We start from the raw sequence: 25,593 nt of genomic DNA on the forward strand, positions 1-25,593 counted from the left end.
TAAACAATCTTTTATTATGAAACACTTTGCCTATTCTATATTGGGCTGTCTATTGCTTTCTTTGAATGCAGCTTTTGCTCAAAAAACATGGTCGTTTGACGGGCAGGACCCCTTACTTTCCAGTGACGGCAAGTCATTGTTGAATTTGTACACTATAAAGGAAATACCGGAATTTGTTACCGGAGTCGAAGGTAAAGCCCTTCGTACAGACGGGTATTCCACTTGGATGGATACAACCACGGAAGGAGATGTTTCGTCGTTGTCCGGATGGTTTGCTCTGGAATCTTATCCGACGGATACTGCTGCCTTTATGGGAATCAGAGACATGGCAGGAACATCTGTAGCGGTATGTGTAGACCGTTATGGTGAGTTGCTGTTGGGAATGGGGCAGAATGGCTCATACTCTTACTGTTCATTAAAGACAAAAGTCGACCGTTTCAAGTGGCTGCATGTGGTCCTTGATTTAAGTAATGAATCGGTTTGCCTGAATGGGCAGAGGATGAGTGCAGAGGTATGGCCCCGGAACTTGCAAGATGGTGAAATGATACTTCGGGTAGGTAAGGATTTCAGGGAAAAGAAGGTTTGGATGTACGATGTTACGGCTATAAACGGGTTGATTGACGGGATAAGCTTCACTCCCTTTTCCGATGATTCGTCTGCATGGAGAGACGAGATTGCCTTAGGATTGAAGAAAACTCCGGTTTTGGCTATTCCGGAAACCTGTTTTGCGAAGGACTTCAACCGTCCCCGCTATCATCTGTTGCCGGCTGCCAACTGGACGAATGAGACGCATGGTTTACTTCTTTATAAAGGTAAATATCATATATTCAATCAGAAGAATGCTTCTGCAATCTTCCTGGGGCAGATAAATTGGGGACATTTCAGCAGTCCCGATATGCTTCATTGGACGGAGGAAAAGCCGGCTTTGACTCCTGATGCTGCTTATGACAAGAATGGAATATGGTCCGGGCATGCTGTTATCAATGATGACGATATCCCCCAGCTGATATACACAGCCGGTGGAGACAAGATGGGAGTGGGTATTGCTTTTCCAAAAGATACTGCGTTGATAGAATGGGAGAAATATGCGGGTAATCCGGTTATTGCCGAGAAGCCTGCCGGATATACCCGTACGGACATGCGTGACCAGTATGTCTGGAAAGAGGGTGATGTCTGGTATATGATTATCGGTTTCGGCATTGAGCAGACCGATACACCCCACGGGGCTTTGCTGCTTTATAAATCGGCAGACTTGAAGAAATGGGATTTTGTACATTTGCTGTTTGAGGGCAATCCGGAAGTGGATGACTCCGGTATTTTCTGGGAAATGCCGGTCTTTAAGAAGATGGGCGGCAAATATGTTCTTTTGGTGAATAGGGTTCCTCATAAAGGCATACCTGCGCGTTGCCAGTATTGGATAGGAGATTTCAAGAATGAAAAGTTTATACCGGACAACCCAGTCCCTCAAAATCTGGAGGTCATCAACCGCTTGCTGTCCCCCTCTGTTGTTGAGACTCCGGAAGGGGATGTTGCTGCCATTGCCATTATACCCGATGAAATAGGAGGGGAGGCCACTTATGAACAAGGATGGGCACATCTCTACAGTATGCCCAGAAGATGGCAGCTGAAAGATGGGAAACTATGCCAAACACCCCATCCCGTAATGAAACAATTGCGTGAACAATCCACGGTTTATTCCAGGCAGGCATTGACTGCTGCGAAACCGCACATTGTGAGCAGAAGGGAACATCAGCTTGAAGTCAAGGCGACTTTTTATCCCGGTGACGCAAAACGGTTTGGATTTACATTGTGTAAGAATCCGGATAATAGCGAATATAGCCTGATTTATTATGATGTGGAAAAGGAGGAACTTATTGTGGACCAGACGCATTCTTCCTTGCGTGCACACATTCCTTTGAAGCTCCGCAAGGACTGGTATCGGTTGGATACAACCAAGCCGGTGGAGATTCGTCTATTTATAGACGGTTCTGTGGTGGAAGGATTTATTAATGATGAGGATGCATTCACTACAAGAATCTTTCCTCTGAAAGAAAACAGTACGCTATTGGAACTATTCTCTGATGGAAATACAACGGAAGTTGCTGCCGAAGTTTGGAGACTGAAAGATGCAAGGGTAAAGATGAACTTTTAATGAAAATACAGAAAATGAAGATACCTACTATATTGGGTGCACTTTTAGTGGCAGGAACATTGTCTGCCGGTGCACAAATGAATTCAGACAGTTTATACAAAGAGCCTTATCGTCCTCAGTATCATTTCAGTCCGGAGAAGGGATGGATTGGTGACCCCTCGGGATTCATGTACTATCAGGGTAAATATCATATGTACTGGTGGGGCAAAGTCGAATCTACAGATTTGGTACATTACCAACAGATAACCCCTTATGCCATGACCGGAGCGGATGACAATATCAGTTACTTCACCGGTTCTGCAGTCATAGACAAGAACAACACTGCCGGTTTCGGCAAGGGTGCTTATGTGGCGGCTTACACCGTTTTTGAGAAGGACTCCAAGAAACAAGCGCAGGGCATCTCTTTCAGTCATGACGGAAAGACATTTCATTATTACGAAGGTAACCCGGTTTTGGACCTTTGGAGTACGGAATTCAGGGACCCTACCGTCTTCTGGCACGAGCCGACCCAAAAATGGGTGATGGCTGTAGCCAAGGCCCTGGAGAAGAAAATAAAGTTTTATACCTCTCCTGATTTGAAGAGCTGGACTTGGACCAGTGATTTCGGCCCTGCCGGTGACAGTGAAAAGTCTTGGGAGTGCCCGGATTTATTCCAGTTGCCGGTTGACGGGGATTCTGACAAGAAAAGGTGGGTGATGGTCGTATCTGTAAACTGGGCGCAAGAACAATACTTTATAGGAGACTTCGACGGCACTTCTTTTAAGCTGATGGAGAACCATCCTGCAGAGCCTCTATATGTGGACAAAGGGCTGGACTTTTATGCATCCCGCACATTTCAGGATTTTGACGGAACGTTGGATTCCAAAATTTCGATAGGCTGGGTTGCAACCTGGGACTATGCACCGGTAGCTCCATCGAGGTATGGGAAGGGCTTCTGGTCTATTCCCCGCAACCTGGAACTGAAGACATACAAGGAAGGTGTGAGGCTGGTACAGAAGCCGGTGGAACAGTTGCAAACACTTCGCCATAAGCCTGCATCGGTGAAACGTGCTTTATCGGTGGGAACACAGAGGTTACCCGGCTTTGTTCCCGATGAGAATGTCTACGAACTCGATGCTTCGTTTTCTACTGACGTATCCAACACCTTTGGCTTGAATTTGTGTGTGGGTGAAGGGCGCAAAGTGGTGGTCAGCTATGATACGGATTCACATAATCTGGTGATTGACCGTACCCATTGCTCCGATGTGCAGATTCCTAAATTCAGCCGTATGGCATATGCCAGGGTGGAACCGGTAGATAATAAGATACATTTGCATATATTTGTAGACAAATCGAGTATTGAAATCTTTGCCAATGACGGGAAGGATGTATTCACATTATTAACCTATCCGGGCGAGGCTCAAACCGGTATCGAACTTTTTGCGCAGAAGAAGGGGACGAAGATGGAGTTGGATGCCTGGATGCTTAAATCAATATGGAGATGAGGAATTTAATTTGTATTATTTTAGACTGAATGTAACATTTGTAGTATGCTTTGAAACAAAAAAGATAGCCTCCTGCTGCTTGGTGGCGTATCTTTGCATGGTAGAAAAACATAATTAATTTAATACCAACAGAAACATGATTCATTTAAAAGACTTTTGGCGGACAATCAGAAGGACGCTTACCGTATTTATATTAGGAACTACCGTGGCTGTCTTCACATGCCAGGCCATAAATCCTCCTTTCGTGATTAAACATCTGGGTGACGGACAGAGTATCGTCCAAATTGACGAGCAGAAGAAGTTTTTGCTGCTGCCGGTGGAAGAGGCTTCTCCGGAGGCAAAATTGTATATGATAGCGGACAATGATGTTGTACGCAGTATGAACGTGCGATTGGCAGTCAATAAGGTTGACTATTTTGTTCCGGTCGATTTGACCGGCTTCGATAATAAACATCTCTCTTTCAACTTCCAGCTTATTCCGGATTCGGCCTTATGCTGGGAAGAAATGAAACTGTCGGATGAATTCGATGTTTCGAACCGGGAGAAGTACCGTCCGGTGTATCATTTCAGCCCGGCTTACGGTTGGATGAATGATCCTAACGGAATGTTCTACAAAGACGGGGTCTACCATTTGTTCTACCAGCATAATCCCTACGGCTCCATGTGGGGGAACATGCATTGGGGACATGCCACCAGTACGGACCTCGTCACTTGGGAACATCACGGAGATGCTATTTCGCCCGATGCGCTGGGAACAATTTTCAGTGGCTCTTGTGTTGTCGACAAGGATAATACGGCCGGGTTCGGTGCCGGTGCCGTCATTGCTTTCTATACATCGGCAAGCGACCGCCAAGTGCAGAGCATGGCCTATAGCCTTGACAACGGAAAGACCTTCAAGAAGTATGCGCGAAATCCCATCCTGACTTCCACGCAGCGCGACTTCCGTGACCCTAAAGTCATCTGGCACGAAGATACCAAGAAATGGATCATGGTTCTTGCCGTAGGGCAGGAAATGGAGATATACTCTTCTGCCGACCTGAAGAGCTGGACGCTGGAGAGCAAATTCGGTGAAGGACAAGGTGCTCACGGCGGAGTCTGGGAGTGTCCCGACCTGCTTGAACTGCCGGTTGAAGGTACGGAACTGAAGAAGTGGGTACTCGTCTGTAACCTCAATCCGGGTGGACCGTTCGGTGGCTCTGCCACACAATATTTCGTGGGGACATTTGACGGAAAGAGATTCGTGAACGAGTCTCCCGCAGTGACGAAATGGATGGACTGGGGAAAAGACCATTATGCAACTGTCACTTGGAGCAATGCTCCTGCAGGACGTGCCATTGCATTGGCATGGATGAGCAACTGGCAATATGCCAACGATGTGCCCACCCGCCAATACCGTAGTGCCAACTCCGTGCCGCGCGACCTTTCGCTCTATACCTCGGAGGGTGAAACCTATGTAAAGGTAACCCCGTCTCCCGAATTGCTGAAACTGAGGGATAAAGGCAGCAAGAAGCGTGCTTTCAAGGTAGACCGCACGTATAATCTGGACAAACTGCTGAATGACAATTCCGGAACGTATGAAATCGAAATGACCATCAAGAACAAGGATGCGGATGTGATAGGATTCCAGCTCTTTAACTCGAAAGGCGAGGAGGTGGAGATGTACTATAACCTGGCGGAAAAGACGTTCACCATGGACCGTACCGAGAGTGGTGAGGTGTCGTTCAGCAAGGACTTCCCTGCAGTGACCGTGGCTCCTGTCGAGGGTGGCAATGAAATGAAACTCCGCTTGTTCGTAGACAAGTCGAGCATTGAAGCGTTTGGCAACGACGGACGTTTTGCCATGACAAATCTTGTATTCCCGTCGGAACCTTACAACCGCATCAGTTTCTATGCTAAAGGTGGAAGCTGCAATGTCACCTCGTTTACTGTGTACAAACTCGGATTAAAATAACAGATAATAATCTTCAGCATGGAAAATACTAAGAATTCTTCCTTGGCAAAGCTCTTTCCGGTCATGCTTTGCTTCTTCGCCATGGGCTTTGTGGATTTGGTGGGCATCGCCTCCAACTACGTGAAGGCCGACTTGAACCTGACCGACTCGCAAGCCAACATATTCCCGTCTCTGGTGTTCTTCTGGTTCCTCATCTTCTCCGTACCTACGGGTATGCTGATGAACCGCATCGGACGCAAGAAGACGGTGCTTCTCAGCCTTGTCATCACGTTTGCCTCTTTGCTTCTCCCGGTTTTCGGAGACGGCTACGTGCTGATGCTGCTCTCGTTCTCATTGCTGGGCATCGGCAATGCGCTGATGCAAACGTCGCTCAACCCGCTGCTTTCCAATATCGTAAGCGGCGAGCGGCTGGCAAGTACGCTCACCTTCGGACAGTTTGTAAAAGCCATTGCTTCGTTTCTGGCTCCATACATCGCCATGTGGGGAGCTACGCAGGCCATTCCGTCTCTGGGCATGGGCTGGAGGGTGCTGTTCCCGGTCTATATGGTTATTGCGGTGATTGCCATTCTCTGGCTGAGCGGTACTTCCATCCGCGAGGAAAAGGAAGAGGGACGCCCTTCCACCTTCGGGGAGTGCCTCGCCCTGCTGGGCAAGCCGTTTATCTTTCTCTGCTTCCTGGGCATCATGTGCCATGTGGGCATTGATGTAGGTACGAATACCACAGCGCCCAAAATCCTGATGGAGCGTCTGGGCATGACGCTGGCCGATGCCGGCTTTGCCACCAGCCTTTACTTCATTTTCCGCACGGCGGGTTGCTTTCTCGGCGCCTTCATTCTTCAGAAGATGGCTCCCCGAACCTTCTTCGGCATCAGCGTGTTATGTATGTTGGCTGCGATGGTAGGGTTGTTCGTTTTCCATGAAAAGACAATGATATACATTTGCATTGCCCTTATCGGTTTCGGCAATTCGAACATCTTTCCGGTTATCTTCTCTCAGGCGTTGCTTGCTATGCCACAAAAGAAGAACGAGGTTTCCGGTTTGATGATTATGGGGCTCTTCGGCGGTACGGTATTTCCGATAGCAATGGGCTTGGCAAGTGATGTTGTAGGACAAAGCGGTGCCGTGGCTGTGATGACGGTAGGGGTAGTGTACTTGTTCTTCTATATGCTGCGTATGAAGCGGTAATCTTTGTTCGCAGGCTGCGGACACATATCCCAAGGCTGCGGATATCTGTCCCAAGGTTGCGGATGTCTATCCCAAGCCTTGGGATAGAGATAATCCTTAGTTCTTAGAGACTTTTTAATAGATAATTGGCAACTTTTCATTCTATAGTTAGGAACTTTTTTATTAGGTTTGCAGTGGGTAGGACATTGAGTTTGCCGTGAATAAAATATATCATTCATTAAACAATATAATATTATGAATAAGATAATAGTAGGTATGGGCGAGGCTCTGTGGGACTGCCTCCCCGAAGGAAAGAAGATAGGCGGTGCTCCGGCAAACTTTGCTTACCATGCATCGCAGTTTGGTTTCGACAGCCGTGTGGTCAGTGCCGTAGGTGCCGATGCGGATGGGGACGAGATTCTGGATGTGTTCGCCCGGAAGGGGCTGCGCACGCAGATTGAGCGCGTGCCTTACCCCACGGGAACGGTGCAGGTGACGCTCGATGCCGTGGGCGTGCCGTGCTATGAGATAAAAGAAGGCGTGGCCTGGGACAACATTCCCTTTACCGACGAACTGAAGCGTCTGGCACTGAACACGCGTGCCGTATGTTTCGGCTCTTTGGCGCAACGCAGTGAAACAAGCCGCATCACCATCAACCGTTTTCTCGACACGATGCCCGATGCGGAGGGGCAACTGAAGATATTCGACATCAATCTCCGCCAAGGGTTCTATACCAAAGAGATACTCTGCGAATCCATGCGCCGCTGCAACATCCTCAAGATAAACGATGAGGAGCTGGTGACCATCAGCCGTATTTTCGGCTACCCGGGCATCGACTTGCAGGACAAATGCTGGATTCTGCTGGCTAAATATAACCTGAAAATGCTTATCTTGACTTGTGGAACGAACGGCAGCTATGTGTTCACTCCGGGAGTGGTTTCCTTCCAGGAGACGCCCAAGGTACCGGTGGCGGACACCGTTGGAGCCGGTGACTCGTTCACGGCAGCCTTCACCGCTGCCATTCTCAGCGGGAAGCAGGTGCCCGATGCCCATAAACTGGCGGTGGAAGTCTCTGCCTATGTATGTACCCAGAGCGGTGCCATGCCGGAATTGCCGGTGGCCTTGAAAGAAAGGCTGGCATAGATTTTTCTTATTCTTTTCACATTTTTCGTTATCTTTGCTCATCTGCAATCTTAAATCAGAGGAAAGTGAAGATGAGACAGCATAACCTTCGGATTTTATTCTTTCTGCTCGTGCTTTGGGGAGTGGCGGTTGCCTGCTCCCGGCGCGAGGCACGTTTCCGTATCGGCGTTTCCCAATGTAGCGAGGATGAATGGCGGCGCCAGATGAACAGTGAGATACTCCGTGAAGCCCATTTCTACGAGGATGTGGAGGTGGACATCCGTACTGCTGTCGACGATAATGACCGTCAGGCAAAAGACATTCGTGAGCTGATAGCCGAAGGGGTGGATCTGCTGATTGTGGCCCCTAATGAAGCCACTCCGATAACTCCGGTTGTGGAGGAGGCATACAACCGGGGCATTCCGGTGATTGTAGTGGACCGTAAAATCCTTTCGGACAAATACACGGCCTACGTCGGTGCAGACAACTACGAGATAGGGAAAGCTGTGGGAGAGTATGTGGCCAATGTGCTGCATGGGCAGGGAGATGTGGTGGAAATCTCAGGTTTGGTGGGCTCCACACCTGCCGTAGACCGTCATCAAGGATTTGTGAAGGCTATATCCGCTTATCCCGGTATCCGGTTGCTGGCCGTTGAAGACGGTGCCTGGTTGCAACTCAAGGCCGGAGAGAAAATGAATACCCTGCTGAGCCGCTTTCCGCATATCGACCTGGTGTATGCGCAGAATGACCGTATGGCGGCCGGAGCCTATGCTGCCGCTGCCCGAGAGGGGCGGGAAAAGGATATGCGGTTCATCGGCATAGACGCCCTGTCCGGCAAAGACTATGGAGTGGAGAAAGTGCTTGCCGGCGAACTGGATGCCACGTTTATATATCCTACCGGTGGCGACCGCGTGATGCAGATTGCCATGGATATCCTGAACAAGCGTGATTTCCCCCGTGAAACTATCCTGGGCACTTCCGTCGTCGACCGCGACAATGCTCTCATCATGAAGATGCAGACCGCCCACATCGGCACCCTGGATGGAAAGATAGAAACCCTGAACGGAAAGATAAACCAGTATTTGGCCAGTTATGCCACGCAGCAGGTTGTCTTGTACGGCAGTCTGTCCGCCCTATTGTTGCTGGTCGGCTTGTTGGTGGCTGTCTACCTCTCCTTGCGTGCCAAGAACCGATTGAACCGTGAACTGTCCATGCAGAAAAAGAAACTGGAGGAACAGAAAACCCAGTTGATACAGCAGAAGGAACTGTTGGAAGTGCAGAAGTCGCAGTTGGAACAGCTTTCCCATGAACTGGAGGAGGCTACGCATGCCAAGCTGGTGTTCTTCACGAATATTTCACACGATTTCCGTACTCCGCTGACGCTGATAGCCGATCCCATAGAGCAGCTTCTTGCCAACCGCACCCTCGACGGACAGCCGCGCCAGCTCCTCGAGCTGATGAAAAAGAATGTGCATATCCTGCTTCGCCTGGTCAACCAGATACTTGATTTCCGGAAGGTGGAGAACGGGCGCATGGAGCTCCATCTCGAACCTTTTGATTTGCTCGACAGCTTCCGGGGCTGGAACGACTCTTTCCGCATGGCGTTGCTGAAGAAACATATTGCTTTCAGCTTTGAGGCATCTCCCGATACGGACTTCCGGATGATGGCGGATGCGGAGAAGATGGAGCGCATTTACTTCAATCTCTTCTCCAATGCCGTGAAGTATACGCCGGAGAATGGGAAGATAGCTATACGCTTGTCAATGACAGAGCAGAACTATAGCTTGTCTGTTTTCAATTCCGGCAGTTACATTTCTTCGACCGATGTGGAAGCTATCTTCGAGCGTTTTTATCAAGTGGACGGACATCAGGCAGGTACCGGTATCGGTCTTGCGCTGGTACGTGCTTTTGTAGAGATGCATGGTGGCAACATTGCGGCACACAGTGATGATAAGGGTACTACCTTCACCGTCACTTTCCCGAAGCAGGATGTTTCGCAGTACCATCCCACCATAGTGACGTTGCCTGCCGAAGAGAAGGACGTGTCGTCCACCCTGATAGATACGGAAGTGAAGGCATGCGAAGAGGTGGTTGAGGCTGATTGTCCTACTGTGCTGGTAATTGACGATAATGCGGATATTCGCACCTATGTGAAGTCACTTCTGTCGAACGAGTTCCGTGTATTGGATGCTGCGGACGGGACAGAGGGTATCCGGCTGGCCATGAAGTATGTGCCGGATGTGATTATCTCCGATGTAATGATGCCCGGTATGGATGGTGTGGAATGCTGCCGCCACTTGAAGGGGGAGTTGCAGACATGCCATATCCCGGTGATTCTGCTGACGGCCTGCTCGCTGGACGAACAGCGTATCCAGGGCTATGATGGCGGTGCCGATTCTTATATTTCCAAACCATTCAATTCGCAGTTGCTCTTGTCTCGTGTCCGCAATCTTATTGCAAACCGCCGTCAGTTGAGGCAGTTCTTCGGAGATAACCAGACTATCGAGAAGGAAGCCATCAGTGATTTGGATAAGGGTTTCGTCTCCCGCTTCAAATCGCTTGTCGAGGAGAGGATGAAAGATGCGGAACTCAATGTGGAGGATTTGGGACGGAATATGGGTATGAGCCGTGTGCAGCTTTACCGTAAGCTGAAATCGCTGACCAACTATTCGCCGAATGAGCTGCTGCGCCAGATGAGGTTGAAAAAGGCTGCCTCACTGCTTGCCTCCTCTGACATGACGGTAGCGGAGATTGCCTATGAAGTGGGCTTTTCGTCACCTTCCTATTTCACGAAATGCTATAAGGAACAGTTTGGGGAGAGTCCTACCGAGTTTCTGAAAAGAAGGGGATAGCTGTTGTCTATCCCCCTTGTTCTTAATACACGTCTGTTTACTTCTGTAAATGATACTGGAACTTATTTCAGTATTTGAGGCAGGTTTTCCCTTCCCCAGAAGTAGTAAACACAGATTCCAATCCAGCTTGTGAGCAGGATGATAATTGCAACTAATAGTTTCTTCACGCCGTCTACCGGCCACTTCATGATTTCAAGTACGGCTTTGACACACAGAACCACACCGATAATCCAAATGATAAATCCAATCATAACCTGTGATATTTAGTATTGTTAATTAAAAACAAATAGAGACTACGCCTTATTCAGGAGCAGCCTCTATTCTTTATTTAGTAATCGGAATTACTCTGTAACTTCAGCGCCCCAATTTTCTTTGGAAAGACGCTTGTAGCTATTGTAACGCCATTTAGCGTTTTCTTCAGCAGCCTTGAACAGCTCGTCGGCCTCCTGCGGATATTGCTTCATTACGGATGCGTAACGAACTTCACCCTTCAGGAAGTCTTGGAATCCGCTCCAATCCGGTTCCTTGCTATCCAGCGTGAACGGATTCTTGCCTTCAGCCTCCAGAGCCGGGTTGTAACGCCACAAGTGCCAGTAACCGCACTTAACGGCCTTTTCTTCCTCTGCCTGGCTCTTGCCCATACCTGCCTTCAGACCGTGGTTGATACACGGAGCGTAAGCGATGATGAGTGACGGACCGGGATATGCTTCTGCTTCACGGATAGCCTTCAGGGTCTGAGCCTGGTCGGCACCCATAGCGATTTGGGCAACGTATACGTAACCGTAAGTAGTAGCCATCAGACCGAGGTCTTTCTTGCGTACACGCTTACCGGCAGCGGCAAACTTGGCGATAGCGCCTACCGGAGTAGCCTTGGAAGACTGACCGCCTGTGTTGGAGTAAACCTCAGTATCCAGTACGAGGATGTTGACATCCTTACCGCTTGCGATTACATGGTCGAGACCACCGTAACCGATGTCGTAAGAAGCACCGTCACCACCGATAATCCACTGGCTGCGTTTTACCAGGTATTGAGACAGACTGGCGATAGTCTTGCAGCTGTCGCACTTGTCTTTGGCAGCTTCTACCATCGGAATAATCTTTTCAGCCAGTTCCTTGCTCTTGTCTGCATCGTACATGTTTTCAATCCAAGCCTGGAATACTTCTTTGTATTCGGCCGGAGTTCCTTCTGCTGCGATGGCATCTTCCATAGCCTTCACGATACGTGCGCGCATCTTTTCGTTGGCAAGCTCCATACCCAGACCGAATTCGCAGAAGTCCTCGAACAATGAGTTTGCCCAAGCAGGACCGTGACCTTTTTCGTTCTTGGTATAAGGAGTAGAAGGTACTGAACCGGAGTAGATGGAAGAACATCCTGTTGCGTTGGCTACCATTTCGCGGTCACCGAACAACTGGGAAATCAGCTTCACATACGGAGTTTCACCACAACCGGAGCAAGCGCCTGAGAACTCGAACAACGGAGTGGCGAACTGAGAGTTCTTCACGTTGGCCTTGATGTCAACCAAGTGTTGTTTGCTCTTCACGTTTTCAGCACAGTAAGTCCAGTTGGCAGCTTCCGGCAATTGGCTTTCGAGGTGCTTCATAGTCAGAGCCTTGCCACCCTTCTTCGGGTTACCCGGACAGACATCGGCACAGTTGCCACAACCCAGACAGTCGAGAACGTCTACCTGAATACGGAATGTCATACCGTCGAATGCTTTACCTACAGCCTTCAGTTGAGTGAAGTTGGCACCCTTCTGCTCTTCAGCATCGAGTACGAACGGACGGATGGAAGCGTGAGGACAAACGTATGCACACTTGTTACACTGGATACAGTTTTCAGCGTTCCATTCGGGAACGAATGCAGCTACACCACGTTTCTCATATTTGGCAGTACCTTGTTCCCAAGTACCGTCTTCGATACCCTTGAATGCAGATACCGGCAATAAGTCACCGTCTTGTGCGTTGATAGGACGAACCACTTCGTTGATGAATGCAGGGTCGTTGTTTTCAGCCTTGGCGTCGTCTGCCAGATTGGCCCAAGCCGGGTCAACGGTCAGCTGCTTGTATTCGCCGCCACGGTCAACAGCTGCATAGTTCTTGTTGACAACATCTTCACCCTTCTTGCCGTAAGACTTAACGATGAACTTCTTCATCTGCTCTACAGCCAGGTCAACCGGAATAACGCCGGTGATACGGAAGAATGCGGATTGCAGGATGGTGTTGGTACGGTTGCCCAAACCGATTTCTTGTGCAATCTGGGTTGCATTGATATAGTAAACAGTGATATTGTTTTGTGCAAAGTACTTCTTCACCTTGTTAGGCAGGTTCTTGGCCAGCTCTTCGCCTTCCCAGATGGTGTTCAGCAAGAAAGAGCCGTTCTTACGCAAGCCGCGGGTTACGTCGTACATGTGCAGGTAAGCCTGAACGTGGCAAGCCACGAAGTTAGGCGTATTTACCAGGTATGTAGAGCGGATAGGAGTGTCACCGAAACGCAGGTGCGAGCAAGTGAAACCGCCTGATTTCTTGGAGTCGTAAGAGAAATAGGCCTGGCAGTGCTTGTCGGTGTTGTCACCGATAATCTTTACGGAGTTCTTGTTGGCACCTACTGTACCGTCAGCGCCCAAACCGTAAAATTTGGCTTCGAACATACCTTCGCCGCCCAATGCGATTTCTTCTTCCTGGGGCAGAGAAGTGAAGGTAACGTCGTCCACGATACCGATAGTGAAGTGGTTCTTCGGCATCGGCATAGCCAGATTCTTGTAAACGGCGAGGATTTGAGCAGGAGTAGTATCCTTGGAACCCAAACCATAACGGCCGCCTACGATAACCGGAGCATTCTCTGCACCGTAGAAACAGTCTTTTACGTCGAGGTACAACGGTTCGCCGTTAGCACCCGGTTCTTTCGTACGGTCCAGTACGGCAATCTTCTTGGCAGTCTTGGGAACGGCGGCAAGGAAGTGCTTGGCAGAGAACGGACGATACAAGTGAACGGCAACCAAACCAACCTTTTCGCCATTGGCAACGAGGTGGTCGATAGCTTCGCGGGCAGCTTCCGTTACAGAACCCATGGCGATGATAACGCGTTCTGCATCTTCTGCACCGTAGTAATCGAACAAACCATACTTGCGGCCTGTGATTTTGGAAATCTCGTTCATGTATTCCTCAACGATAGCCGGAACTGCTTCATAGTAGTTGTTGCAAGATTCACGGTGTTGGAAGAAGTGGTCAGGATTTTCGGCCATACCACGGGCAACCGGGTTCATCGGGTTCAATGCACGTGCGCGGAATTCAGCCAAAGCTTCCTGGTCGATAAGCGGAGCGAGGTCTTCGTTCTCCAACATTTCAATCTTCTGGATTTCGTGAGAAGTACGGAAGCCGTCGAAGAAGTTCATAAACGGAACACGGGCCTTGATGGTGGCTAGGTGGGCAACACCTGCCAAGTCCATAACTTCTTGTACAGAACCTTCGGCCAACATGGCAAAACCAGTCTGGCGTGCAGACATAACGTCCTGGTGGTCACCGAAGATACACAGTGCATGGCTTGCCAATGTACGTGCTGATACGTGGAATACACAAGGCAGGAATTCACCGGCAATCTTGTACATGTTCGGGATCATCAGCAACAGACCTTGTGAAGCTGTGTAAGTAGTAGTCAGCGCACCGGCTTGCAGAGAGCCGTGGACGGCACCTGCAGCACCACCTTCTGACTGCATTTCCTGTACCAATACTGTTTCGCCGAAGATGTTCTTGCGACCTGCGGCAGCCCATTCGTCTACGTATTCAGCCATCGTAGAAGAGGGGGTGATGGGGTAGATGGCAGCTACTTCGGAGAACATATACGAGATATGTGCAGCAGCCTGGTTACCATCACAAGTAATGAATTTCTTCTGTTTAGTCATAACTAAATTGAATTATTTATTTAAGTAAAAAAATCTCTCTCTTAATACAAGAAACCGAATAACCAGAGAGGTATTTGGTTGCCTCGGCCTATTTCTGCCTTATGCAGTACATAAGTAACTCCCGGATTATTCTTTATCTTTGTTCCTTCCGGACAAATCTTGAAAGGCATCACCTCATCTACCATGAACGAGATGTTCTTGTCGCCCTTGTTCACCTTGTGGTCCTTCCACATTGTGTTGGCAAAGAAAGTGTCCAGTACGTCTTGCTCTTCCACCTTGACGGGATAGATGGAATACATCAGATTTGAATTGTGCATCATTATCTTCGACGGCTTCTTGGGGAATTCTTCTCCCTTCGGATAGACCATATTGATGAGTCGTGCGTCTGCCAGATACTTGATGTAATTCATCACGGTGGCACGGGAGGTCTGTATGTCGTTTGCCAGTTGGCTGACATTCGGCGCTTTCGGCCCGTCCACGGCCAACAAATATAGTAATTTCTTTATCTTCGAAAGGTATTTCAGCTCAATTTGTTTGATGAGCAAGATGTCTACTTCCACCATCATGTTCATTGTCTTGAGCAGATTCTCCGAGAAGTTACGCTTTTCGAGGAAGAAAGGGTAGAAGCCGTGGTGCATATAGTCCTGCATGTAGTCCAATGGACGTACTTTGGAGAGGATGCCTTTGGCTATCTGTTCGTGGTTGCTCAAGATTTCTTCCAACGGATAGGCGTGGAACTTCATGCCCGTCTGCAGGTTCAGGTATTCGCGGAAGGAGAAGCCGCGCAGGTTGTAGCTCTTCACGATGTCGCGCAACTCCATATTCTCCTCTTTCAGGCGCATCACGGACGAGCCGGTGAACACGATTTTCAGGTTGGGGAAGCGGTCGTAGCACATACGCAGTTCCTTGCTCCATTCCGGGTACTTGAATACCTGGTCTATCAACAGCACTTTTCCTCCGCGACGCTGGAATTCGGCGGCGAACTCCACGATGCCATGTCCGGAGAAGTAGAAGTTGTTCATGTTGATGAAGAGGCAGGAGCGGTCTGTGCCGAATTTCTCTTTGGCATATTGCAGCAAGAAAGTGGTCTTACCTACGCCTCTTGTGCCTTTGATACCGATAAGACGGTCATTCCAGTCTATTTCGTCCATGAGGTCGCGGCGTACGGGGGCATTGGTATGCTCTACGAGATAAGCGTGTGTACGGTAAAATGCTTCCATGCTTTAAATTCGGTTTATCGGGCGACAAATATACGGCTTTTTTATAGATTTGCAAAGTAGAGATGGCAAAATATTATATAACTTTGCACTCTCATACAAAACGTGAGTAATTGGTTAACATTTGAAAGATGAAACTTTATGTGTTCAATCCTGATGCAGATATGGCATTGGGAAATAATGAAGAAAATTATATGGCGCCCGCTACCATCCGCCGTATGGCTGAAGACTTGGCTTTGTTGCCGATTTGGTATGCCCAGCCGGGTAGTGGGGTACTGGCCTCTTCCGCCTATAATGCAGATTATCTGAAACAGATGCAACAGTTGTTCCGGCTGGATGTGCATTTGGTGACAGAGCCGGAGCTGCCCGATTATGCTGATGTGCGGGTAATGCCTTGGGGATGGAACCCCGCTATCCGTAAACGGATGTTGAAAGGCGGTGTTCTGGAAAAAAATCTTCCTACGCCGGATGCTTTGGATAAATATCGTATGAAGGCTGCCCGTAGTAACGCTTTGGCTTTTCGCGCACTTTTCTATTTCAATAAAATAGATTATACTTGTGGTGACGGTTGTTGCTTGGTGGAGGCTGATGGTAGAATGACGGATATCTCTCCGGATATTGTTGATCGTTACAAGGAGGGATGTGTGTTCAAATCACTTTGGTCGGGAAGTGGAAAGGGATTGTGTTGGTGCCGTCATGGCTTTACGAAAAATGTTTCCGATTGGTGTAGTAGGGCGCTGAAAGAAAATAGAGGTTTTGTGATGGAGCCTATATTTAATAAGGTGGAAGACTTTGCCATGGAATTTTATTCGGATGGTCGGGGAAAGCTTCTTTTTGTCGGCTATTCCCGTTTTGTTACGGATGACAAAGGGGCATATCGTGGTAATATCCTTACTTCGGATGAGCAAGTGGAGGAATGGATTCAGCAATATGTACCCTTTGAAGCATTTGTACGCATACGCAATATGATGCAGAAAGCATTGGAAACGAGTTATGCTACATCTTATATGGGTTTCTTGGGTGTGGACATGATGGTCTGCCGTCAGAAGAAAGGGCATCCGTATGCCATCAACCCCCATGTCGAAATAAATCTACGGATGAATATGGGAATCGTTTCCCATGTGCTTAGTGATCATTTCATTGTCCCCGGTGGGGAGGGACGTTTCTCCATTGATTGTTTTCCGACCCATGAAGCTTTGATGGAGCGGCATGAGCAGGATATGCAAAGCTATCCGCTGGTGGTGAAGGACGGCAGGGTTGTTTCCGGCTATCTGCCTCTGGTACCGGTCACTCCGAAGAGCCGTTACCGGGCTTTTGTCTGTGTCACTGCTGCTGAATAGCTTCGCTTTCGTTTCCGCAACGGTCTATGGCTGTCACGGCAAAATATTTTCGGGCAGTCCACGGGCGGATGGGGGCATAGGTATATTCCGTGCCTTGTACTCGTTGTGCCAGGATATTCTCCGGATTGGAGGTATCTACGGGATAGGTGTCCGAACCGTAGATTACATACATCGGAGCATTCCGCTTGTCATTGTCCGTGGCGGGTTGCCAGCTTAGTTTCCAATAGCCGTTTTCCGGTGTTTCCACCGTGAGTCCGGCGGGAGGTGTAGGAGCTACATTGTCTATCCACGGCATGGCGGGTTGCAGGGCCGGGGCGGTATAGAAGTCTTCTTCCAGCGCATCATAAAGCCCTTGCGTATTGTCCATCAGATACTTCACGCGGTAGTGTGCCTCGCCCGCCAGACCGTGGGCGCGGATAAAGTGCATCTGCCGTTCAATCTCGTCCAGCGTCCAGTTCCCTTCGCTGGGGTCGAGGAAGTAGATGCCCAGACCGGGAATGATTTGGCGTCCGTTACTTTGTTCCTGCCAGTCGAGGGCAAAGGGATAGAAATGATTGCCACGGAAATAGAGCATCGGATAAATCTGGTCCTGGATGCCCTCGCCCAGCCAACCCTGCACGTCTTGATAGACGGTGTGGAAGGCATTCCAGCCACGGGAGGGGTAGCGGGAAGTGTCTTTGTATTTTCCTACCGGGCAGGTGCTGACCTTTACCCAGGGTTTCATGGCTTTTACACCTTTATATATATAGCGTACTATTTCCGTCAGGTTGTCTCTGCGCCATTGGGCAAGGCTGCGTCCTTTGCTGTATTTGCGGTAGTCGTAGCTGTCGGGAAAACGGGGGGCGTTTTCCGGATAGCGCAGGTAGTCGAAGTGTATCCCGTCTACATCGTAGCGTTCCACCACTTCGCGGACAAGGCTCATCAGGTACTCTTTGGTTTGCGGATGTCCGGGATTCAGGAAGTATTCGCGTTTGTAGGGTACGCAGATGGCGCGTTTCTTTTTGGTGACGGACTCTTTACCGAGGGCGGCTACATGCTTGCGGTTGCCCAGAGGGATGGTCACCATCCAGGCATGGCACTCCATACCGCGCTTGTGGCATTCGGCTATGGCAAAAGCCAGCGGATCGTAGCCGGGGTCGCCGCCCACCTTTCCGGTCAGTATGGAGTTGTAGGGCTCGATGGCTGATTTGTAGAGGACATCTCCCCGTGTACGGGTCTGGAACAGTACTGTGTTGAAATTGGCGGCTTTCAGTCTGTCCAATATTTCAATCAGTTCGGCCTGTTGCTTGCGGATGCCTTCGGGCGAAGTGGCGCGTGTCTGCGGCCAGTCCAGGCCATAGACGGCGGTTATCCAGGCGGCACGCACTTCATGCTTGGGCGGTTGCGCAGCCAGTGGCAGCAAGACGGCCATATATAGTAAAATGGAAATAATTCGTTTCATTTTTCTCTTTTCTTCTTTATTTCTGTCATATTTCTCGGCGAAGATAAGCAAAACACCCGATTATTTTGTGCTGTTTACTTGGAAACTGTTACATTTGCATACATTAAAGATATTAACACGCCATGATTACATTTACGCTTTGCCTGCTGGCGTTGATAGCCGGCTATTTTATCTACGGACGCTTCATAGAACGCGTCTTTGGTCCCGATGACCGCAAAACACCCGCCCTTACCAAAGCCGATGGTGTGGATTACATTCCACTGCCTACTTGGAAAATCTTTATGATACAGTTTCTCAATATTGCCGGGTTGGGACCTATCTTCGGTGCCATCATGGGAGCCAAGTTCGGTACGGCATCCTATCTGTGGATTGTACTTGGCAGTATCTTTGCCGGTGCAGTGCACGACTATCTTGCCGGTATGCTCTCCTTGCGGCATGACGGGGAAAGCCTGCCGGAAATCATCGGACGCTATCTGGGGCTGACCACCAAGCAGGTGATGCGCGGCTTTACCGTCATCCTGATGATATTGGTGGGAGCTGTCTTTGTGGCAGGGCCGGCCGGACTGCTTGCCAAGTTGACCCCCGACAGCTTGGATACCACCTTCTGGATTATTGTTGTTTTCGCTTATTATATCTTTGCCACTTTGCTGCCGGTAGATAAGATTATCGGTAAGATATACCCGCTGTTCGCCGTTGCCCTGCTGTTCATGGCGGTCGGTATTCTGGTAATGCTTTACGTCAACCATCCTGCATTGCCGGAGATATGGGACGGATTGCAGAACACGCATCCCGATGCGGTTGCATTGCCCATCTTCCCCATCATGTTCGTCAGCATTGCCTGCGGTGCCATCAGTGGCTTCCATGCCACGCAGAGTCCGCTGATGGCACGTTGCATGACAAGCGAGCGCCACGGACGCCCCGTTTTCTATGGGGCAATGATAACCGAAGGCATTGTAGCCCTGATATGGGCTGCCGCCGCCACTTATTTCTTCCACGAGAACGGGATGGGGGAGACGAATGCCTCTATCATTGTAGACGCCATTACAAAAGACTGGCTGGGTGCCGTAGGTGGTGTACTGGCCATTCTGGGTGTTATTGCCGCGCCTATTACCAGTGGCGACACGGCTTTCCGTTCAGCGCGCCTCATTGTGGCGGATTTCTTGGGAATGGAACAAAAATCCATGCGTCGCCGTTTATATATATGCATCCCGATGTTCCTGGTAGCCATTAGCTTGTTGCTTTACAGCCTGCGGGACAAGGATGGATTTGACATGATTTGGCGTTATTTTGCCTGGGCCAATCAGACTCTGTCCGTCTTTACGTTGTGGGCCATTACGGTCTATCTGGTACGCGAGAAGAAAGGACGTTATTATTACGTCACCTATTTCCCGGCATTATTCATGACGGCTGTGTGTACCACTTACATCTGCATTGCTCCCGAAGGTTTCGGGCTCGGTCCGAATTATGCGCTGGGCGTAGCCTTGATAGCTGTTGTGCTGGCTGCTATTTGGTTTAATATTTGGTATTTTAAGACGACTAAAAAACTTTGGTAATGAAGAAAATCAAGAAATCTACCGGGCTCACGTTGGCCCTGCTTATTTACGTTTCTGCTACTGCCGCTTATTTCCTTCCCCGCAATACGGAAATCAGCGATACTGAGAAGTATGTCACCGTAGCTGCTTCGTACCTCATTGTATTTGTGCTGTGGCTGGTGCTTCGCAAGAAGGAGGCGCTGCAACGCAAGCGATTCGAAGAAGACAATAAACAACATTGATTATTTACTCAAAAAACAGAACAAGATGAAAAAACTGGCATTATTCGTTTGCTTGCTTGTTGTCACAGTGGCAGCTCAGGCACAGTTTGAAAAAGGTAAGTGGATTTTGAACCCGTCCATCACCGGTTTGGAATTTTCTCATGACACGGGAACCGACAAGACAAGTTTTGGCCTTGAAGCCAAGGGAGGTGCTTTCCTGCTCGACAACATCGCCTTGCTGGTGCATGCCGGAGCTGCTTGGAATACCGGAGGATCTGACCTCGATGTCTATACGCTGGGTGTAGGCGGACGTTATTATTTCGACAAGATTGGCGTGTATCTGGGTGCCGATGTCAATGTGGACCGTTGGGATTGGGGACACGATTTGGATGATACCAAGTTCTCTTTCGGTCTGGAAGCCGGTTATGCGTTCTTCCTGACGCGTACGGTAACCATTGAGCCTGCTGCTTATTGGAACATTAACGACGACCGTTCTAAATTTGGTCTGAAAGTAGGTTTCGGATTCTATTTCTAATCTCATTTTGCTACTACCACAGAGTTTGTTTTTGCAAAACATCTGTCATGCTATCACGCGGAGGGGTATATTCTATTGATTACAAATACCTTACCGCGTGATAGATAGGCGTGATAGATAAGAATCGTTACACTTATCTGTCACGCCCATTTCGTTTCCATTTCAATTGTACTGCATACTTCTTTCATTGGCGCTATTATCTTAGTTATCAGTTCTTTCCTACTGCAAAGTTCTGCACGCTTTTTGCAGTGTCACTGCATGAGGCTTGCAGTAGCTCTGCAATACGGTTGCAGTCGTACTGCAATGGGCGTGCAGCAGCACTGCAAAAGGAATGCAGTGACTTTGCAGTGGCGATGCAGTGTCTTTTAGCCGTAATCTTTTCTATTCTCATACCGTTATTACATGTATTCCTAATATAGTCTTATGAGATTAGGGGTTCTATTTTTGATTATGATTGCGAAAATGAGTATATTTGATGCTATGGACTTGAAATACAAAATGCTATGAACAGAGTTTGTTTTCTCCTATTGCTTTGTTGCCTTTCATCCTGCAAGATGAATAAGACGGAACGCGTAGAAATGCCTGAAGATTCTGTAGATACGGTAGGGTTAGACCGACGGTTGCAGGAAAAATCAGTGAGCGATAGCCTCAAGATAGGGCTCGTGGATGACGGTGACTGCTTGCAAAAACAATTGCTTGCCATTCACGACGAACTGAGAAAGCGGTTGGAAAACACAACCTACACACACATCCGGAGGAATGTGACCGGATATGGGGTGGGGATGCATTGCATAGATATAGATTTGATTGTGAATACTCCTGAAAAACGGAAAGAGTTCCGGGAGGAGATAATGGACTCCCCCGTTTTCTGTTTTCATGGTGTAGAAGTCCCCGTCATCAACGAGAGAGTAGGCAGGAATCATATTCGTGGCATCCATATCCGTCCCGAATATCCAGTCTTTTCAACGAAAGCGCCTCATGCGACATTCATCCTCAGCAATCACAGTGGCGGAGATTTGACCTGCGGCGAGCATTACTACCTGACGTTCGAAGACGAAAAAGGTACCTGGCGGGAATTGCCGATAAACGCTGCCTTTTGGGACATCGCCTATGTGCTGCGGGATGGGGAGGAAAGGGTTATGAAAGCCTCTCTTTATCCGGATGTGCATCCCAACAAGCCGGGACGCTACCGTTACTTTTATGAGATAACCATCAGGAGGAAACCTGTCTTGATGATGGCTGAGTTCAGATTGACGGACAATGAGGAAGAATGGAGAACGGCGGAAAAGACATCTCTTCCCCCTTATGTTTCGGATGCAGGGAAGGGCGGGAGCCCACAATTGATAACGGAAGAGCCAATGGAAGAACCGGTCTATAAAGTAGTGGAAGTGATGCCCGAGTTTCCGGGAGGTATGAAAGCCTTAATGGATTTTATTCAAAAGAATATCCGTTATCCGGAAGAAGCCCGTAAGAATGGCATTCAAGGAAGAGTTGCTGTCAGCGTGGTGATTGACGAGAATGGTCGTGTGACGGACCCCGTTATTATGCGCAGCAGGTATCCTGCCCTGGATGAGGAAGCATTACGGATTGTAGAATTGATGCCACAATGGAAACCGGGGATGCAGCAGGGTAAAGCCGTGAAGGTGGAATTTACTTTTCCGGTTACTTTTAAATTGGAGTAGTAGCACCCGGTAAGATTAAGCACAAAGACACGGAGGCATAGAGTTTTATTCTTTTTCCTTGAATTTAATATCTCTGTGTCTCCGTGCCTCTGTGTTCTATTTAAGGAAGCGAGGGGTGTAATTTCTCTTGCAAGAATTGTCCCGTATAACTTGCCGCACACTTCGCCACTTCCTCCGGTGTACCGGTAGCTACGATGTTTCCTCCTTTGTCCCCTCCTTCGGGCCCCAGGTCTATCACATGGTCCGCACACTTCACCACATCCAGATTATGTTCGATGATGACAATGCTGTGCCCGCGGCGTATTAGGGCATCGAAGGCTTCGAGCAGTTTCTTGATGTCATGGAAGTGTAGTCCGGTGGTCGGTTCATCGAAGATGAACATGGTCGGGTCTGCTTTCTCCTGGCTGAGGTAGAAGGCGAGTTTCACGCGCTGGTTCTCTCCACCTGAGAGGGTGGAGGAGGCTTGCCCCAGTTTGATATATCCCAAACCTACATCCTGCAAGGGTTGCAGCTTCTTCACAATCTTTTTCTGTCCGTGTTGCGTAAAGAATTCGATGGCTTGGTTTACGGTCATCTCCAATACGTCGTAGATATTCATGTCGTGGAACTTCACTTCCAGCGTGTCTGCCTTGAAGCGTTTGCCGTGGCAGGATTCGCATTCCAGTACAAGGTCTGCCATGAATTGCATTTCCACAGTGATGGTACCTTCACCCTTGCATTCTTCGCAACGGCCGCCTTCGCTGTTGAAGCTGAAGTATCCGGCACTGTATCCCATCTGCTTGGCAAGTGGTTGGTCCGCCCATAGTTTACGGATTTCATCGTAGGCCTTGATGTAGGTCACGGGGTTACTTCTCGATGACTTCCCGATAGGATTCTGGTCAACAAACTCTACATTGCGCAGGTTCTGCAAGTCTCCTCCAATGGAAGTGAACTCGCCCGGGCGTTCGCTGCATTCGTCCAACTCGCGTTTCAGGGCGCGGTAGAAGATGTCGCGCACCAGCGTACTCTTGCCCGAACCGCTGACACCGGTGACTACGGTCATTACATTCAGCGGGAACCGTGCCTCTACACCCTTCAGGTTGTTTTCGCGCGCGCCTTTTATTTCTATGTAGTTGTTCCACGGGCGGCGGTGTTCCGGCAGGGGGATGGTTTCTTCGCCCAGCAGATAGCGCACGGTATAGCTGTCACTGTCTTTCTGAAGGTCTTTCATATCTCCTTGGTAGACGACCTTCCCTCCCAGGCGGCCTGCCCGGGGACCGATGTCGATGATATAGTCGGCAGCACGGATAATCTCTTCATCGTGTTCCACTACCACTACCGTATTGCCCAACTGTTGCAGCTGGCGGAGCACGTGTATCAGTTTGTCCGTATCGCGGCTATGCAGGCCGATGCTCGGTTCGTCAAGAATATACAGGCTGCCCACCAGACTACTTCCCAGCGAGGTGGCGAGGTTGATTCGCTGGCTTTCACCGCCGGAGAGCGAGTTGCTGAGGCGGTTCAGCGTGAGGTATCCCAAACCGACATCCAATAGGAATTGGATGCGGCTGTTGATTTCTGTCAGGATGCGGCGGGCTATGTCGGCGTCATGTGGGTCTAGCTGCAGGTTGTCGAAGAAGAGCTTCAACTCAGTGATGGGCAAATCTACCAGTTCGGAGATGTTGCGTCCTCCCACGCGTACGTAGTTTGCTTCGGGTTTCAGGCGGGTACCGTGGCATTTGGGGCAGAGCGTCTTTCCGCGGTAGCGTGCCAGCATCACACGGTATTGTATCTTGTACTGATTTTCCTGCACCATCTTGAAGAAGGCGTTGATGCCCTCAAAGTAGGGTGTCCCTTCCCACAGCATCCGGCGTTGCTCGTCGGTCAGTTCATAATAGGGAGTGAAGATGGGGAAGTCGGCTTTCTCGGCTCCGTGTATCACCATATCCCTCCATTCGCTCATCTTTTCGCCCCGCCAGCATACTACAGCGCCATCATAGACGGATAAGGAGCGGTCGGGTATCACGAGATGCTCGTCGATGCCGATGACTTTCCCGAATCCCTCGCATGCGGGGCATGCACCGATGGGAGAGTTGAAGGAGAACATCTGGTCGTTCGGTTTTTCGAAGGTGATGCCGTCTGCTTCGAACTTGGTGCTGAAACGATAGAGGCAGGTACTCCCGTCGGGCTGGTAGAAACGCAGCAGGCAGGCACCGTCTCCTTCGTACATGGCTGTTTCGGCCGAGTCGGTGAGGCGGCTGACGGAATCCTTTTCTGAAGAGGCTGTCATACGGTCAATCAACAGAAAAACAGTGTCTCCGGCTTTCGGCTTGTATTCGTCGATGCGCATCATTTCACCGTTCACTTCCAGACGGGTGAAACCTTGCTTCATGTCTATCTCCAGTTGTTGTTGCAGCGTGCGGTCTTCGCGCAGCAATATCGGGGCGAGCACGGTATACCTGGTTCCTTCCGGATATTCCAGCATGCACTTCACGATATCTTCTGCCGAGTGTTTCTTCACTTCTTGTCCGCTGACCGGGCTGAAGGTCTTACCGACACGTGCGTAGAGCAACCGCAGATATTCGTATATTTCAGTGGAGGTACCCACGGTGGACCGTGGGTTACGGCTGCTTACTTTCTGCTCAATGGCAATGGCAGGTGGAATCCCTTTGATGAAATCGCATTCAGGCTTGCTCATACGTCCCAAAAACTGGCGGGCATAACTGCTCAAGCTCTCCACGTAGCGGCGCTGCCCCTCGGCATATAATGTATCGAAAGCAAGTGAGGATTTTCCGGAACCGGACAGTCCGGTGATGACTACGAGTTTGTTACGGGGAATCTCTACGTCAATGTTCTTGAGGTTATTGACACGAGCTCCCTTTATGATAATCGATGTATTTTCTGCCATATAAAAGTCACTTATGTGATTTAGGATTTGCAAAGATAATGCAAACCGGGGTAGAATAAAACGAACCTGCTGGAAAAATCGTATCAGACAGGCAAGGTTAAGATTTGTTATACTTTA

Annotated in this window: 17 protein-coding genes; 11 read left to right on the forward strand and 6 right to left on the reverse strand. The window is 49.4% G+C overall.

Features of this window, described 5'->3' with window-relative positions; all coding sequences use genetic code 11:
- The first annotated feature begins 16 nt into the window (after positions 1-16).
- The 6 genes from DW039_RS14160 to DW039_RS14190 all read left to right on the forward strand — a co-directional run bounded on the left by DW039_RS14160 (position 17) and on the right by DW039_RS14190 (position 10,725).
- Positions 17-2,152: a glycoside hydrolase family 32 protein gene (locus DW039_RS14160; protein ID WP_117703675.1), complete on the forward strand. Its 2,136-nt coding sequence runs from the start codon at positions 17-19 to the stop codon at positions 2,150-2,152.
- Positions 2,152-3,636, forward strand: coding sequence for a glycoside hydrolase family 32 protein (locus DW039_RS14165; protein ID WP_117703676.1), 1,485 nt, complete (start codon positions 2,152-2,154; stop codon positions 3,634-3,636). Before DW039_RS14160 ends, DW039_RS14165 begins: the two co-directional genes overlap by 1 nt.
- 136 nt (positions 3,637-3,772) lie before the next feature.
- Positions 3,773-5,587 carry a GH32 C-terminal domain-containing protein gene (locus tag DW039_RS14170; protein WP_005826284.1) on the forward strand — a complete coding sequence of 605 codons (1,815 nt, stop codon included), beginning with the start codon at positions 3,773-3,775 and terminating at the stop codon, positions 5,585-5,587.
- 18 nt (positions 5,588-5,605) lie between these two features.
- Positions 5,606-6,772 carry an MFS transporter gene (locus DW039_RS14175; RefSeq protein WP_120382054.1) on the forward strand — a complete coding sequence of 389 codons (1,167 nt, stop codon included), beginning with the start codon at positions 5,606-5,608 and terminating at the stop codon, positions 6,770-6,772.
- Between the two features lie 234 nt (positions 6,773-7,006).
- A complete protein-coding gene (locus DW039_RS14185) occupies positions 7,007-7,894 on the forward strand; it encodes a carbohydrate kinase (protein ID WP_005826288.1) in 888 nt (295 codons plus the stop codon).
- A 71-nt stretch (positions 7,895-7,965) separates the two neighbouring features.
- Positions 7,966-10,725, forward strand: a complete 2,760-nt coding sequence (locus tag DW039_RS14190) for a substrate-binding domain-containing protein (protein WP_120382055.1) — start codon at positions 7,966-7,968, stop codon at positions 10,723-10,725.
- A gap of 62 nt (positions 10,726-10,787) precedes the next feature.
- On the opposite strand, the gene DW039_RS14195 is transcribed toward DW039_RS14190, so the two are convergent.
- The 3 genes from DW039_RS14195 to DW039_RS14205 form a co-directional block, all read right to left on the reverse strand.
- Complete coding sequence (locus DW039_RS14195; protein ID WP_005826290.1) at positions 10,788-10,976, reverse strand: hypothetical protein; 189 nt, start codon at positions 10,974-10,976, stop codon at positions 10,788-10,790.
- A gap of 90 nt (positions 10,977-11,066) precedes the next feature.
- The gene (gene nifJ / locus DW039_RS14200) at positions 11,067-14,624 is read right to left on the reverse strand and encodes a pyruvate:ferredoxin (flavodoxin) oxidoreductase (protein ID WP_005826291.1); all 3,558 of its coding nucleotides are present in this window, start codon (positions 14,622-14,624) and stop codon (positions 11,067-11,069) included.
- Positions 14,625-14,665: 41 nt separating this feature from the next.
- A complete protein-coding gene (locus DW039_RS14205; RefSeq protein WP_005826292.1) occupies positions 14,666-15,844 on the reverse strand; it encodes an ATP-binding protein in 1,179 nt (392 codons plus the stop codon).
- Positions 15,845-15,972: 128 nt separating this feature from the next.
- Between DW039_RS14205 and DW039_RS14210 the strand changes: the two genes are divergently transcribed.
- On the forward strand, positions 15,973-17,181 hold the full coding sequence (locus DW039_RS14210; protein WP_035449587.1) for a hypothetical protein: 1,209 nt from the start codon (positions 15,973-15,975) through the stop codon (positions 17,179-17,181).
- On the opposite strand, the gene DW039_RS14215 is transcribed toward DW039_RS14210, so the two are convergent.
- The gene (locus tag DW039_RS14215; RefSeq protein WP_229126627.1) at positions 17,165-18,622 is read right to left on the reverse strand and encodes a glycoside hydrolase family 10 protein; all 1,458 of its coding nucleotides are present in this window, start codon (positions 18,620-18,622) and stop codon (positions 17,165-17,167) included. The genes DW039_RS14210 and DW039_RS14215 overlap by 17 nt on opposite strands.
- Positions 18,623-18,744: 122 nt before the next feature.
- Between DW039_RS14215 and DW039_RS14220 the strand changes: the two genes are divergently transcribed.
- The 3 genes from DW039_RS14220 to DW039_RS14230 are packed head-to-tail and all read left to right on the forward strand — an operon-like array spanning position 18,745 to position 20,910.
- On the forward strand, positions 18,745-20,175 hold the full coding sequence (locus DW039_RS14220; protein WP_044467945.1) for a carbon starvation protein A: 1,431 nt from the start codon (positions 18,745-18,747) through the stop codon (positions 20,173-20,175).
- Positions 20,175-20,396, forward strand: coding sequence for a hypothetical protein (locus DW039_RS14225; protein WP_005826297.1), 222 nt, complete (start codon positions 20,175-20,177; stop codon positions 20,394-20,396). Before DW039_RS14220 ends, DW039_RS14225 begins: the two co-directional genes overlap by 1 nt.
- 25 nt (positions 20,397-20,421) lie before the next feature.
- Complete coding sequence (locus DW039_RS14230) at positions 20,422-20,910, forward strand: outer membrane beta-barrel protein (RefSeq protein WP_044467944.1); 489 nt, start codon at positions 20,422-20,424, stop codon at positions 20,908-20,910.
- 208 nt (positions 20,911-21,118) lie between these two features.
- Here the strand turns inward: DW039_RS14230 and DW039_RS20955 are convergent, their stop codons facing one another.
- Positions 21,119-21,301: a hypothetical protein gene (locus tag DW039_RS20955; protein ID WP_044467943.1), complete on the reverse strand. Its 183-nt coding sequence runs from the start codon at positions 21,299-21,301 to the stop codon at positions 21,119-21,121.
- A 112-nt stretch (positions 21,302-21,413) separates the two neighbouring features.
- On the opposite strand from DW039_RS20955, the gene DW039_RS14235 reads away from it, so the two are divergent.
- Positions 21,414-22,592 carry an energy transducer TonB gene (locus tag DW039_RS14235; protein ID WP_120382056.1) on the forward strand — a complete coding sequence of 393 codons (1,179 nt, stop codon included), beginning with the start codon at positions 21,414-21,416 and terminating at the stop codon, positions 22,590-22,592.
- Between the two features lie 100 nt (positions 22,593-22,692).
- On the opposite strand, the gene uvrA is transcribed toward DW039_RS14235, so the two are convergent.
- On the reverse strand, positions 22,693-25,476 hold the full coding sequence (gene uvrA, locus DW039_RS14240) for an excinuclease ABC subunit UvrA (protein ID WP_120382057.1): 2,784 nt from the start codon (positions 25,474-25,476) through the stop codon (positions 22,693-22,695).
- Positions 25,477-25,593: the final 117 nt, after the last annotated feature.

This window comes from Bacteroides sp. AF39-16AC (assembly GCF_003602735.1).
GTDB classification, from domain to species: Bacteria; Bacteroidota; Bacteroidia; order Bacteroidales; family Bacteroidaceae; genus Bacteroides; species Bacteroides uniformis.

Excerpts from the sequence above, each read along its gene's own strand:
- DW039_RS14160 (WP_117703675.1), top strand. The coding sequence starts at position 17 with ATGAAACACTTTGCCTATTCTATATTGGGCTGTCTATTGCTTTCTTTG.
- DW039_RS14165 (WP_117703676.1), top strand. The coding sequence starts at position 2,152 with ATGAAAATACAGAAAATGAAGATACCTACTATATTGGGTGCACTTTTA.
- DW039_RS14170 (WP_005826284.1), top strand. The coding sequence starts at position 3,773 with ATGATTCATTTAAAAGACTTTTGGCGGACAATCAGAAGGACGCTTACC.
- DW039_RS14175 (WP_120382054.1), top strand. The coding sequence starts at position 5,606 with ATGGAAAATACTAAGAATTCTTCCTTGGCAAAGCTCTTTCCGGTCATG.
- DW039_RS14185 (WP_005826288.1), top strand. The coding sequence starts at position 7,007 with ATGAATAAGATAATAGTAGGTATGGGCGAGGCTCTGTGGGACTGCCTC.
- DW039_RS14190 (WP_120382055.1), top strand. The coding sequence starts at position 7,966 with ATGAGACAGCATAACCTTCGGATTTTATTCTTTCTGCTCGTGCTTTGG.
- DW039_RS14195 (WP_005826290.1), bottom strand. The coding sequence starts at position 10,976 with ATGATTGGATTTATCATTTGGATTATCGGTGTGGTTCTGTGTGTCAAA.
- nifJ (WP_005826291.1), bottom strand. The coding sequence starts at position 14,624 with ATGACTAAACAGAAGAAATTCATTACTTGTGATGGTAACCAGGCTGCT.
- DW039_RS14205 (WP_005826292.1), bottom strand. The coding sequence starts at position 15,844 with ATGGAAGCATTTTACCGTACACACGCTTATCTCGTAGAGCATACCAAT.
- DW039_RS14210 (WP_035449587.1), top strand. The coding sequence starts at position 15,973 with ATGAAACTTTATGTGTTCAATCCTGATGCAGATATGGCATTGGGAAAT.
- DW039_RS14215 (WP_229126627.1), bottom strand. The coding sequence starts at position 18,622 with ATGAAACGAATTATTTCCATTTTACTATATATGGCCGTCTTGCTGCCA.
- DW039_RS14220 (WP_044467945.1), top strand. The coding sequence starts at position 18,745 with ATGATTACATTTACGCTTTGCCTGCTGGCGTTGATAGCCGGCTATTTT.
- DW039_RS14225 (WP_005826297.1), top strand. The coding sequence starts at position 20,175 with ATGAAGAAAATCAAGAAATCTACCGGGCTCACGTTGGCCCTGCTTATT.
- DW039_RS14230 (WP_044467944.1), top strand. The coding sequence starts at position 20,422 with ATGAAAAAACTGGCATTATTCGTTTGCTTGCTTGTTGTCACAGTGGCA.
- DW039_RS20955 (WP_044467943.1), bottom strand. The coding sequence starts at position 21,301 with ATGAGAATAGAAAAGATTACGGCTAAAAGACACTGCATCGCCACTGCA.
- DW039_RS14235 (WP_120382056.1), top strand. The coding sequence starts at position 21,414 with ATGAACAGAGTTTGTTTTCTCCTATTGCTTTGTTGCCTTTCATCCTGC.
- uvrA (WP_120382057.1), bottom strand. The coding sequence starts at position 25,476 with ATGGCAGAAAATACATCGATTATCATAAAGGGAGCTCGTGTCAATAAC.